The 12,372-nt window shown below is 52.6% G+C and carries 13 protein-coding genes; 5 read left to right on the plus strand and 8 right to left on the minus strand.

Going from position 1 to position 12,372, the window contains the following annotated elements:
* Positions 1–5 precede the first annotated feature (5 nt).
* The 4 genes from potH to rlmC all read left to right on the plus strand — a co-directional run bounded on the left by potH (position 6) and on the right by rlmC (position 3,535).
* A complete protein-coding gene (potH, locus tag F3J26_RS19185) occupies positions 6–968 on the plus strand; it encodes a putrescine ABC transporter permease PotH (protein ID WP_008461062.1) in 963 nt (320 codons plus the stop codon).
* The gene (potI, locus tag F3J26_RS19190) at positions 965–1,810 is read left to right on the plus strand and encodes a putrescine ABC transporter permease PotI (RefSeq protein WP_008461065.1); all 846 of its coding nucleotides are present in this window, start codon (positions 965–967) and stop codon (positions 1,808–1,810) included. Before potH ends, potI begins: the two co-directional genes overlap by 4 nt.
* Positions 1,811–1,885: 75 nt before the next feature.
* A complete protein-coding gene (locus F3J26_RS19195; protein ID WP_166995456.1) occupies positions 1,886–2,359 on the plus strand; it encodes a YbjO family protein in 474 nt (157 codons plus the stop codon).
* A gap of 48 nt (positions 2,360–2,407) precedes the next feature.
* Positions 2,408–3,535 carry a 23S rRNA (uracil(747)-C(5))-methyltransferase RlmC gene (rlmC, locus tag F3J26_RS19200; protein ID WP_166995457.1) on the plus strand — a complete coding sequence of 376 codons (1,128 nt, stop codon included), beginning with the start codon at positions 2,408–2,410 and terminating at the stop codon, positions 3,533–3,535.
* Positions 3,536–3,612: 77 nt separating this feature from the next.
* Here rlmC and F3J26_RS19205 read toward each other — a convergent pair whose 3' ends face one another.
* Both F3J26_RS19205 and F3J26_RS19210 read right to left on the minus strand, forming a co-directional pair.
* Positions 3,613–5,466 carry a glycosyltransferase family protein gene (locus tag F3J26_RS19205; RefSeq protein WP_166995459.1) on the minus strand — a complete coding sequence of 618 codons (1,854 nt, stop codon included), beginning with the start codon at positions 5,464–5,466 and terminating at the stop codon, positions 3,613–3,615.
* Positions 5,467–5,537: 71 nt separating this feature from the next.
* Positions 5,538–6,467, minus strand: a complete 930-nt coding sequence (locus tag F3J26_RS19210; protein WP_166995564.1) for a DUF7916 family protein — start codon at positions 6,465–6,467, stop codon at positions 5,538–5,540.
* Positions 6,468–6,791: 324 nt separating this feature from the next.
* On the opposite strand from F3J26_RS19210, the gene F3J26_RS19215 reads away from it, so the two are divergent.
* Entirely contained in the window at positions 6,792–7,541 is a 750-nt protein-coding gene (locus F3J26_RS19215; protein ID WP_008461071.1) for a GntR family transcriptional regulator, read from the plus strand.
* A 300-nt stretch (positions 7,542–7,841) separates the two neighbouring features.
* On the opposite strand, the gene artJ (F3J26_RS19220) is transcribed toward F3J26_RS19215, so the two are convergent.
* The 6 genes from artJ (F3J26_RS19220) to F3J26_RS19245 all read right to left on the minus strand — a co-directional run bounded on the left by artJ (F3J26_RS19220) (position 7,842) and on the right by F3J26_RS19245 (position 12,354).
* Positions 7,842–8,573: an arginine ABC transporter substrate-binding protein ArtJ gene (artJ, locus tag F3J26_RS19220; protein ID WP_008461072.1), complete on the minus strand. Its 732-nt coding sequence runs from the start codon at positions 8,571–8,573 to the stop codon at positions 7,842–7,844.
* Positions 8,574–8,728: 155 nt separating this feature from the next.
* Positions 8,729–9,397 (minus strand): arginine ABC transporter permease ArtM, encoded by a 669-nt coding sequence (gene artM, locus F3J26_RS19225; protein ID WP_008461074.1) that lies wholly within the window; start codon positions 9,395–9,397, stop codon positions 8,729–8,731.
* The gene (gene artQ, locus F3J26_RS19230) at positions 9,397–10,113 is read right to left on the minus strand and encodes an arginine ABC transporter permease ArtQ (protein ID WP_008461075.1); all 717 of its coding nucleotides are present in this window, start codon (positions 10,111–10,113) and stop codon (positions 9,397–9,399) included. Before artQ ends, artM begins: the two co-directional genes overlap by 1 nt.
* An 8-nt stretch (positions 10,114–10,121) precedes the next feature.
* Entirely contained in the window at positions 10,122–10,853 is a 732-nt protein-coding gene (gene artJ / locus F3J26_RS19235; RefSeq protein WP_008461077.1) for an arginine ABC transporter substrate-binding protein, read from the minus strand.
* Between the two features lie 20 nt (positions 10,854–10,873).
* The gene (gene artP / locus F3J26_RS19240; protein ID WP_008461079.1) at positions 10,874–11,602 is read right to left on the minus strand and encodes an arginine ABC transporter ATP-binding protein ArtP; all 729 of its coding nucleotides are present in this window, start codon (positions 11,600–11,602) and stop codon (positions 10,874–10,876) included.
* Between the two features lie 227 nt (positions 11,603–11,829).
* On the minus strand, positions 11,830–12,354 hold the full coding sequence (locus F3J26_RS19245; protein WP_166995460.1) for a lipoprotein: 525 nt from the start codon (positions 12,352–12,354) through the stop codon (positions 11,830–11,832).
* Between the last annotated feature and the right edge of the window lie 18 nt (positions 12,355–12,372).

Consider the following 12,372-nt stretch of genomic DNA (forward strand, 5'->3'; position numbering starts at 1 on the left):
GCAAGATGACAACACTTTCTGAAGGCCCGGCAGAGACGGCGGTTCCTCAGCCCTCGGGCGTGAAGCGTTTGCTTGCCCGTTTGCAGATGGCGCACGGGCGCAAGCTGGCGATCGCGCTGCCCTATTTGTGGCTGATCCTGCTGTTTATGCTGCCGTTCCTGATCGTCTTTAAGATCAGTTTTTCGGAAATAGCCCGGGCGATCCCGCCTTACAGCGATCTGGTAAGCTGGGCCGATGGCCAGCTGTCGATCACCCTGAATCTGGCGAACTACTTCCAGCTGACGGACGATCCGCTCTACTTCGAGGCTTATCTGCAATCTTTGCAGGTCGCTGCGGTGTCAACGCTGTGCTGCCTGGCGCTGGGCTATCCGCTCGCGTGGGCGGTGGCACACAGTAAACCCTCAACGCGAAACATCCTGCTGTTGCTGGTGATCCTGCCTTCATGGACCTCGTTCCTGATCCGCGTGTATGCGTGGATGGGCATCCTGAAAAACAACGGCATATTGAATAACGTGCTGCTTTGGCTCGGGGTTATCGACCAGCCGCTGACGATCCTGCACACCAACCTTGCAGTCTACATCGGGGTAGTTTATGCCTACCTGCCTTTCATGGTGCTGCCGATTTATACCGCGCTAACGCGCATAGATTATTCGCTGGTGGAGGCTTCGTTAGATCTCGGCGCGCGGCCGCTGAAAACGTTCTTCAGCGTGATTGTGCCGTTGACCAAAGGCGGGATTATTGCCGGTTCGATGCTGGTGTTTATTCCGGCGGTAGGGGAGTTTGTTATCCCGGAACTGCTCGGCGGGCCGGACAGCATCATGATTGGCCGCGTCCTGTGGCAGGAATTCTTTAATAACCGCGACTGGCCGGTGGCCTCAGCCGTGGCGATTATCATGCTTCTGCTGCTGATCGTGCCGATCATGTGGTTCCACAAATACCAGAACAAAGCGGGGGAGGACCACGCATGAACAACTTACCGGTTGTGCGCTCTCCGTGGCGTATTTTGATTCTGGTGATTGGCTTTACCTTCCTGTATGCGCCCATGCTGATGCTGGTTATCTACTCGTTTAACAGCTCTAAGCTGGTGACGGTGTGGGCCGGCTGGTCAACGCGCTGGTACGGGGAGCTGTTCCGGGATTCGGCGATGATGAACGCCGTTGGCCTGAGCCTGACCATTGCTGCGGCGGCCGCCACGATGGCCGTTATCCTGGGGACGATTGCTGCCGTGGTGATGGTGCGTTTTGGTCGCTTTCGTGGCTCAACCGGCTTTGCCTTTATGCTAACGGCACCGCTGGTGATGCCGGATGTGATCACCGGGCTTTCGCTACTGCTGCTGTTCGTGGCGCTGGCGCACGCGATTGGCTGGCCGAGCGACAGGGGAATGCTTACCATCTGGCTGGCGCATGTGACGTTCTGCACCGCCTATGTTGCGGTTGTCATTAGCTCACGCCTGCGGGAACTGGACCGCTCCATTGAAGAAGCGGCGATGGATCTGGGGGCGACGCCGCTGAAAGTGTTCTTTGTGATCACCGTGCCGATGATCTCGCCCGCCATTATCTCCGGCTGGCTGCTGGCGTTCACGCTTTCGCTTGATGACCTGGTTATCGCCAGCTTCGTGTCCGGGCCGGGTGCGACCACGCTGCCGATGCTGGTGTTCTCGAACGTGCGCATGGGGGTTAACCCGGAAATTAACGCCCTGGCGTCCATTATTCTCGGCGTTGTGGGCGTTATCGGCTTGATTGCATGGTGGTTTATGGCGCGGGCAGAAAAGCAGCGGCTGCGCGATATCCAGAGTGCAAGACGTGGTTAAAACGCCTAAAATCTGCAATGATGTGCCTCCGGTGCCGCGCTTGTCGCGGCACCGTGACGTAAGGAACGCGAGGTTGTGGAAATTATCAGGAAACAGCGGTCATCCCATGCAAAATTAAACGTCCCCACGCTGGTGATGGTGGCGGCTATCGGCATCGTCACTACCCGATGCCTCGACCTGCTGCTGCTGTTTAATATGCTCGGAGTTAGCGGGGTGATGGATTTTGTCCATCGCAGCGTGCAAACCTGGCCCCTGACGCTGGTTTTTCTCGGCAGCCTGTTGATGCTGTTTGTCGAACTGCGTTGCGCGTTCGTCATCGTCAAAGGGCGTAACTGGGGACGCTGGCTGTTCCTGCTGACCCAAATTATTTCCGTGACCTGGTTGTCTCTGTCCTCCCTGGGCTGGGGATACCCTGAATTATTCAGCGTTGCCGGGGGCACTAAGCGCGAGATCTTCCGTTCGCTGTTTACCCAAAAGCTGCCCGATATTCTGGTGCTGATTTTGCTGTTTGTCCCCGCCCGCAGCCGGCTTTTTTTCAGACTTCAGTAAGCGCGGAGTGCTACAATCTGCGCCCTCGTTTTTTCTCAGGGTTTTTCTATGCAATGCGCGCTCTATGATGCCGGCCGCTGTCGTTCCTGCCAGTGGATTGAACAACCGGTGGAAGACCAGCTTCTCGCTAAAATGACCGATCTCCGGCAGCTGCTGGAAGGCATTGCCGTGGGCGAGTGGTGCCAGCCGGTCAGCGGCCCTGAGCAGGCATTTCGCAACAAAGCTAAAATGGTGGTTAGCGGCAGCGTGGAAAAACCGCTGCTGGGGATGTTACACCGCGACGGCACGCCCGAGGATTTAACCGACTGCCCGCTGTATCCTGTTTCATTTGAGCCTGTTTTTGCGGCATTGAAGCCCTTTATTGCCCGTGCGGGATTAACGCCCTACAGCGTGGCGCGTAAGCGTGGAGAGCTGAAGTATCTCCTGCTGACCGAAAGCCTGGCGGATGGCGGCATGATGCTGCGCTTTGTGCTGCGTTCGGAAAGCAAGCTGGGGCAGTTGCGAGCGGCGCTGCCGTGGTTACAGCAGCAACTCCCTCAGCTCAAGGTGATTTCGGCCAACATTCAGCCCGTACACATGGCGATTATGGAAGGCGAGCAGGAAATTCTGCTGACCGAACAGCGTGCGCTCGAAGAGGTTTTCAACGGCGTACCGCTCTATATTCGTCCGCAAAGTTTCTTCCAGACTAACCCTCAGGTTGCTTCCCGGTTGTATGCCACCGCCCGTGACTGGGTGCGCGCGCTACCCGTCAACCATATGTGGGATCTGTTCTGCGGCGTGGGAGGTTTTGGCCTGCACTGCGCCACGCCGGAGATGAAGCTTACCGGGATTGAAATTGCCCCGGAGGCGATAGCCAGCGCACAGCAGTCGGCTGAAAAACTGGGCCTGCATAATATTCATTTTCAGGCGCTGGATTCCACTCAGTTTGCCGTCGCCCAGCAGGATATCCCGCAGCTGGTTTTGGTGAACCCGCCGCGCCGTGGGATCGGTAAAGCGCTGTGCGATTATCTGACGCAGATGGCTCCGGCGTTTATCGTCTACTCAAGCTGCAACGCGCAGACCATGGCGAAGGATATTCAGATGCTGCCGGGTTATCGCGTGGTGCGTACCCAGCTGTTTGATATGTTCCCGCATACTTCGCATTACGAAGTGTTGACGCTTCTGGTCCGGGACTAACATTTGGGAAGCGGAAGCCGCCGGGTTGGTGCCGTCACGATGCGTGTTTCCGCTTTTATATGTAGCCGTTAAGACTGTCAGAAGCCAGTAATCATGATATCACCCAGCCTGTGTTTAATGACGTTCATCTCGTTGATAAATAATGTGTTCCAATTTTTTGAACCATCTTTAAACAATTTAGCAACTTGCTGACGTAAGGGCAGCTCAGGCATTTCCGTTTCAGAAATCTCAATAGCGTTGCTGAGCATTTTGTTATTTTCAAGCATCAGTCCCAGTTCCCATGGGCTGGCGAAATGAACGGGATTGGTCGCTTTGTCGCTATACCAGATGCTAATACTGCCTGTGGGTGAGGAGGCCAGAGCCTGCATGCCCTGAAGCACAATTTTTAGATAACGGCGGGTAGCTTTTAATGCCACCGACTGATTCATTTTTTCCTCTAAATTTTTCAATCGCAGGGAATCATTGGCGAGTGGAAGCTGCCTGAACAAAATGTCATGTGCCTTTGAAACATAAGTTTCCTGCGAGGATATGGCTTCAATCAATGCGGCCAGCGTTAAAGATGTATCGATAACGTCAGGTTCAGTAGAAACATATTTGTCGAGCGCCGCGTCAAGTTTTTCATTTACTTCCAACTGGTAGATAAAGTCTCTTGTAGCGGCATGACTGCTGAGATATTTGGTGTTGGCCAACTGTTCGTTGTGCCCTTCAATAGGCAGTACCAGCAGACGGGATTTACATGGAGTATTACGATGTAAGTAACTGAATTCTCCGTTGGTACCAGCCCCTGCGGTGGTAATGCCATCAGCATCGGCCAGGTAGGCCAGATGCAGTGCGTTATAGTTTCCAACTGCTTTTGCACCGCAGAATAAAAATATGCGCCGGGAATAATGCTCATCGTTCTGACTGATTTTAGACAGAACATGCTGGGCAATGAGATTGCTTTTCTTATGCGCGTAAACATAAACAATGTTGCGTAGAGCCATGTTTGCCATGCATCTGCTCCCTGCTATCACTCCCGCAAAGAGAGCACCGCTCCCTAAGGCACTCGCGACCGCATTCAAGGGGAGAGCGTGAGCCTGCAGCAATTGAATAATTTTCGTATGTGCTTCTCTTATTCCGCTGGCGGAGGTGATCCGCAGCATGTCGGCGGTAGATTTGACCGAACTCAGCGTATTTTTTTCGCCAAGGGATATATGAGAAATATTTTCGAAAGTACCGCCCAATACCTTTGCTAACAACGCATATTTTGGCAGTAAGTTCATTGCCGAATTTTTGGGATCCAGCAGAATGGCGTGATTTTGCTGATCCAGACGGTGTATAGCCGGCACGCCAGCTTTGGCGGCTGATTTTTGCAGGGAATAATCCATATCAGTAAGTACATAGATACGTTTTTGAAACGCTTTTATGTCGAGATATTTTTTCAGATGGCTAAAAAGATCGGCGCTTTCAATAACGGGAAGTTTATTGATGTCGAGGATATTACTAAGAAACGTTTCCGGGGATAGGGTTCGCGTACGATGAGATATATCAGGTAGTAAGGCGGGACGATTGTTGCGATATCGTAAAGGGTTACTGGCCAGTCTTTCAAGTATTTTTGCATCGTCTGACCCTCCAGTTTTATCATCCAGATAACCGTAGACGGGCTTAGTTGACTCTGTCAGTAAGACGTGAATTCCTCGGCTTGCCAGCTTATTTGCAAGCGTCTGCAGTTCTCCCCGGCGCTGGACATTCTCCCAGGCGGGAGGTGCATGAAATATTACTATGGAGTCTTTAGGTAGCGTGTCTTGCTGAAGGGCATGATCGATTATTTGTAATAGTCGACCGGTATGCCCTCCACCCGTAGGCGAATAGCCGACGATTAGGAGCTTTGTTGTTTTTTCCAGATTAAATTGAGTTAATAGACGCGAAAGTGAGGATGCAGCAAGTGGCATAATTATCGTACCTCATCGATATTTCATTGTGGGCGCATTCCAGCCGGTGAACCGGTCGGAATTAGTTATCATTAACGATTCACTGAGCGGGCGATTCGGCTGTAGGTATGCCTGACTCCTCTGATAGCTATCCCGTAGGCGAAAATATTTTCTGGCAGCGCGATCCCCATATAACCGGTATCGCCAATATGATGCAGATCGGCACCGGCCATTTTGCTCATCAAGGCTATCTGGCGAACGGTATCCCGATCGGCACCTTCCTGAGAGGTACCAATAGCCGTCATTGCCATCATGCCGGCCGAGTGTGCGCAGCGAATTAGTGAGCTGGCTGCCTCAATACTCATGCCCGGTACAGTACCCGGGGCTGGGATCAGCGCAATATCAACGCCCTGGCGGGCAAATTCATGGAGATCGCTTTCATTTATAATGGCTGCACCGCTTTCCTGGACCACGCCCGCACCGTGCATTTTTCCACTGATAATGACGGCCTCGTCGCCAATGGCACTGCGGATTTTTCCTGCCGACTGAGCCAGAGCCATATTGCTGACGCCATTGTTTGGGTTACCAGTAAGAACTAAAATTTTTGCCCCCATCTGTACCAATTTGCGGGCATTCTCAGGTGTCGCCGCACGGCCTGGCTTCATTTTCCATAACTCATCATGTTCCGTGGCAAACCGTGGATCGACGGCTTCGAGATTGACGCCAATTACGCGGCCGGTTAGCTGTTGGAGCACATGTAAGGTCTGTGCCGGATCAATATCACCCGGCATGCCCTGTATCAAAGGTTGTTGGCAGTCGAACATATTGATCAGCAGAATATCGGCACCCTGAGAGGCTGCAAGTTCAGCATTCGTGATGTTCGCGAGCAGAGGTGGAGTGATAGCGATGGTTTCACTGACCATGACCCGACCCTCGCTAGCGCGGATAGCGTGAAGTAGCTGCGGTTTGGTGAGCGCAGCCAGCTCAGAAGCACTGCAGTCGAGTAAACGTTTCGATGTCATCATAGATTTCCTCATTGGCGCAGTAGTTAACGAAATCCTCCTGCGTTCTGCAGGGTATTTGTGTGGGAAAAAAACGGTATTTCACCGTAATAAACGTTCCTGCATAAAAACCATTTTCAAATTCAAATGTTCACTATGTACCGGTTGTGTACCACTTGTGTACCATAATGGTAACGTGGGGAATTTTCATACTTATTTTGTCTTTTTTGTGATCTTGTACGGCTCTTTAGATCGCCAGAACGATCAAAAATCACGTCGTTGATATTTGTGTTGTTAATAAGTGGTATAGTTGAATCGCTACCTGGCAAACTGGACGTAAAGAGAATGAAGTTGTTGCAACCTGCTGATTTAAAAATCGATGGTTCAAATGCCATGCCGCTGTATCTGCAACTGGCGAATGAGATCCAGCGCGTGATTGATGAAGGTCAGCTTCGCCCTGGAGATGCATTGCCTTCAGAGCGCACGCTGATGGAGGCGTTAGGTATTTCTCGGGGGACCACCAGAAAAGCTATTGAGCAGCTTATCGAGGATCGAAGCCTTGTCCGAAATCCTGGATCCGGGACCTATGTTGCTCCTCACGTTCGCCAGTCATTAGTCCAGCTGGAGAGTTTCAGTGAAATAGCCTTTGCCAGCGGGGGGGAGGCACAAAGCGAATTGGTGGGCTATGTTCGTCGAGCTGCGACTGAAAAAGAACAACAATTTTTACAGCTCGCAGAAAGTCATAAAGATATTGTCGAGCTGACGCGCCTGCGTAAAATTAGTGGCACCGTCGTTTCGGTGCAGAGGGCGATATTACCCGCGCCGTTGCTGAATAAAATCAACGAATTGAATGAATCGCTCTATCGCTATCTTGAGGAAAAAGGCGTCCCGGTGTTATCAGCCACCCAAAAATTTAGCGCAGTTGCCGCAGATAAGCACTTGGCCTATTACCTGAATATCTCGGAACGCGATCCTATATTATTGGTCACCCGTATCGGGTATAGCCATAATAATATTCCCGTGGAATATACGCAGACATGGTGTCTGAACGAATATTACGATTTCAAAATTGAACTCAAAACGACAGGTAAATAATCCATCAGGAAAATAAAATGCTACCCATTAGTGCCAGCATAATGTTATTTATTTTAAATTACCTGATGAATAAATATTATTTATCCAGAAGGGGATTTTATTATTCAGATTATTTTTTTGTATTCAGAATAACTAGCGTCGAGCATGTGGCTTGCCGATTAGATGAGTGGCGGCTCGCAGATGTGAGCAGGGATAAACCTGAGAGTGTGTTGCAACCTCTCAGGTTAGAAGAATAGCTAATATAGATCAGGCTAATAACCGGGTACGAAAGGCCATCATTTATAATGAATACAGGAGTTATCAGCCTGGGAACCACTGAGTACTGATCTTCTGGTAAGTCCCGTCCGCTTTAATCGCCGCCAGCGCGTCGTTCAGCTTCTTCAGCAGGGCCTGATTATCCGGGCGAACCGCAATCCCTAAACCGGTGCCAAAGTACTGTGAGTCGGTCACATGCTTGCCCACGGTGCCCAGCTGCGGATTGGTCTTCAGCCATTCGTTCACCACGGCGGTATCGCCAAACACGCCATCAATACGGCCATTTTTCAGGTCAATAATCGCGTTCTGGTAACTGTCGTAGGAGACGGTTTTGATCTCAGGATGTTTATCCTGCAGGTATTTCTGGTGCGTGGTGCCGTTTTCCATCCCGATACGTTTGCCTTTGAGATCGTCCAGCGAAGCAAACTGGCCTTTTTTCGCAATCACCACCGCCGAGTTGGCGTAGTAAGGGTTGGTAAAGGCGACCTGTTTGGCACGCTCAGGTGTGATATCCATCCCGGAAATCACCGCGTCGTATTTACGAAACTTCAGGGAAGGGATCAGGCTGTCAAATGCGTGGTTGGTGAAGGTACATTCTGCCTGCATTTGTTTGCATAATGCTTTGGCCAGATCGATATCGAAACCGACGATCTGATTGCTGGCGTCCAGAGATTCAAAAGGAGGATAGGTTGCCGAAGAGCCGAAGTTGATTTTCTCCGCTGCGGCCGCGCTGAATGCGGTTGTAGCGAACATGGCGGCTAACAGTAACTTTTTCATGCGTGTTGCTCCTGTCTGTCAATATTGTTTTAAGTCGCCGTTTCCGGGCGTCAAACCACCATGCCAAAGAGTGAATTTATATGCAATAAAAATGTATATTTATAATTAAATGAGCGTAAAAAAAGCGGGTTGCCCCGCTTTGTCTGTTAGCTTGTCTAGCTGCGATGTTCAAAGGCCAGTGCCCGGCGTTCAATCAGGCGCATCAGCAAGGTAAGCAGCCCGTTGACGATGAGGTAGACCAGACCGGCTGCGCCGAAAACCGCCACATCATAGGTGCGGCCATACAGAAGCTGCCCGTAGCCCATCACTTCCATCAGCGTAATGGTGTAGGCCAGCGAGGTGCTCTTGAACACCAGCACGACTTCGTTCGAGTAAGAAGAGAGTGCGCGCTTGAAGGCGTACGGCAACAGGATGGCCAGCGTATCTTTCTTGCTCATCCCTAAGGCGCTGCAGGACTGCCACTGACCCTCCGGTATAGCGCGAATTGCCCCGTAAAACAGCTGCGTGGTGTACGCGGCGCTGTTCAGAGAGAGCGCAATCAACGCGCACAGCCACGGTTCGGAAAGCAGATGCCACAGCACCGGATAATGCTGAAGCGACGGGAACTGCCCTGGACCGTAGTAAATCAGGAAGATCTGCACCAGCAGCGGCGTGCCGGTAAACAGCGTGATGTAGGCGCGCACAATATGCACCAGCCCCGGCGTTTTCAGCGTCAGAACAATGGTGAACAGCAGCGACAGCACGAGCGCAACGGCAATGGAAGCGGCGGTGAGCGTCAGGCTGGTGTGCAGACCCTTCATCAGCTCCGGTAAATACTCGAGCATCAGCCAGGTCTCCGTTCAAAGCGCGTGGCGCGCAGGTCAATGCGCTTCAGGATGTACTGACTCAGCAGGGTGATGACCAGATAAATCGCCGCCGCAATCACATACCAGGTAAACGGCTCCTGGGTGCGCGTGGCGATACTTTTGGTTTGCAGCATCAGGTCATTCACGCTGATAAGCGACACCAGCGCGGTGTCTTTCAGCAGCACCAGCCACTGGTTACCGAGGCCCGGCAGCGCGTGACGCCACATCTGCGGCATGACCAGCCGGAAGAAAATCGCAGTTTTGGATAAACCCAGCGCCTGGCCCGATTCCCACTGCCCAACCGGCACCGCTTTCAGCGCGCCGCGCAGCGTCTGTGACGCGTAGGCGGAATAGAGCAGGGAGAGGGCAATCACGCCACAGAGAAACGGGCTGACGTCAAAGTTCTCAATCTCCATTTTGACCGGGATCGCGGTAAAACCGAGGTTGAGGGTGAAGCCATCAGAGAGTATCAGCAGCAGCTGGGAGGAGCCGAAGTAGATAAACAGCACCACCAGGATTTCAGGCAGGCCGCGGAAAAGCGTGACTACCCCGGAGCCTATCCATGCCACCGGGCGCCATTTGGCGGATTCCCAGACGGCAAAAATCATCGCCAGCACGAGGCCGACGATGAGGGCACAAACGGCAAGGCCGACGGTCATCCCGGCGGCGCTTGCTAATGGAAACAATTCGTTCATCGAGTCGATTACTTCTGGAACCATTTGTCGTAGATGGCTTTGTAGGTGCCATCTTGTTTCACTTTATCCAGCGCGGCGTTGAATTTGCTCTGCAGGTCAGTGTTGCCCTGGCGCAGGGCGATGCCGAGGCCGGTGCCGAAGTAATCTTTGTCGGTCACTTTGTCACCCACGGCAACCAGTTCCGGGCTGGCTTTCAGCCACTCGGTCACCACGGCGGTGTCGCCGAAGACCGCGTCGATACGACCGTTCTGCAGATCCAGCTTAGCGTTCTGGTAGCTGTCGTAAGGCACGGTGGTGATTTCCGGGTGTTTGTCGGTGATGTATTTCTGGTGGGTGGTGCCGTTCTGGATGCCCACTTTTTTGCCTTTCAGCGCGGCAATATCAGCGTACTTGCCCTTCACGCCAACGAACAGCGCGGAGTTGTCATAGTAAGGTTTAGTGAACAGTACTTGTTTTTCACGCTCAGGGGTGATGTCCATCCCCGCCATTACCGCGTCAATACGGCGGAATTTCAGGCTTGGGATCAGGCTGTCGAAGGCCTGGTTGGTGAAGGTACAGGTGGCATCGATCTGCTTGCACAGGGCGTTAGCGAGATCAACGTCAAAGCCGACGATCTTGTTGTTGGCGTCGATAGACTCAAACGGAGGGTAAGAGGCTTCGGTAGCAAAACGGATAGTCTGTGCGGCGGTAGCAGAAAGGCTCAGAGTGGCTAAAAGAGTGGCCAGCAAAACTTTTTTCATTGTCGTTTTCCCGTTCAACATCAGTGAGAGAGATAGAATTTAAACGCATCGGTTTGCGGGTTAGCAAAGCAGCTGGCATCACCTTGTTCGATGATGTGGCCGTTTTCCATATACACCACGCGGCTGGCGGTTTTACGCGCCACTTCTACTTCATGGGTCACGATGACCTGAGTAATGTTGGTTTCCGCCAGTTCGCGGATAATGCTGACGATCTGCGCGGTGATTTCCGGATCCAGAGCGGCGGTAGGCTCATCAAACAGCAGAATCTGCGGCTCCATCATCAGGGCGCGGGCAATGGCAACGCGCTGCTGCTGACCACCGGAAAGGTGCAGCGGATAGCGGTCCATGTACGGCTTCAGGCGCAGGCGTTCAAGCAGTTTATCGGCGCGTTCACGCGCCCGATCTTTGCTTAATCCAAGCACGCGGCACGGTGCTTCAATCAGGTTTTGCAGCACGGTTAAGTGCGGCCACAGATTGTATTGCTGGAAGACCATGCCGACGTTCTGGCGCAGATCGCGAATCGCTTTGTCGCTGGGGGCTTTGGCAAAATCGAAAGTTGTGCCCGCAATGCTCAGCTTACCGGAACGCGGCATCTCAAGCAGGTTAAGGACGCGCAGCAGAGAACTCTTACCGGCGCCGCTCGGGCCCAGCAATACCAGCGTCTCGCCCTGCGGGCAATGTAGTGTGATATCGAACAGCGCCTGATGGGCACCGTAAAAGCAATTAATGCTGTCTAGTTGAATACTCATGCGCTGAAGTTGAATAGCAATTGAGGCCGCAAAGGGTACCTTTAACAGAATAGTTATGCAATCTTTGTGCGTTAAAACTTATAAGCAACCACTTACACTGCCTAAAGTTAGCACAAAATAGTGAGGCGGGTGGTGGCTAAGTATAAAAAACCGGGATCCCTGAATATACCAGATTATTTACAGGGGTTACGTTTCTTCCACCCGCATAGCGTCAGAATAAATTGCCGCTATTTGCCTTCAACTGCCTGACGCAGCGTGCCGGTTGGTGCATGGCTCGCCGCGCCGAGGTAACGCACATCGTCCACTGCCCAGCATTGGCCTTCACGGACCATCAACACTTCATCTTTCCAGGTCTGGCTGCCGCGGGTCAGCTCGACGCGCAGAGGAATATTTCGCGCATCGGTGTTGGGGATAGTTGACGCCGAAGCCACGCTGGCTTTGTCAGGGCCTTCAGACTGGCTGGAGAAGATATCGCTGCGGGTAAACGCGCTTTGCGCCGCCGGAGAGGTGCTGGATTTTTGCAGAAGCTGGTACAGGGAATCGCTCAGATAGGGGCGCAACGCGGCAACGGAACTCAGGCCTTCGCCCTTGTGCGCGATACGGTAATCATAGAACTGCTGAGCGACATCATCCGGGCCGCCGCTGATGCAGGGGCCGCTGCGGGTGCCGATGTCTTTGAAGGCCGGAGTGACGGTGGTACAGGCCGACAACACCAGCGCACAGGGGAGAAGAGCCAAAGCTGAGCTGCGCATTTTTATTTCCTTATTTTC

Source organism: Enterobacter sp. Ap-867 (genome assembly GCF_011752855.1).
In the GTDB taxonomy this organism is placed as follows: Bacteria; Pseudomonadota; Gammaproteobacteria; order Enterobacterales; family Enterobacteriaceae; genus Cedecea.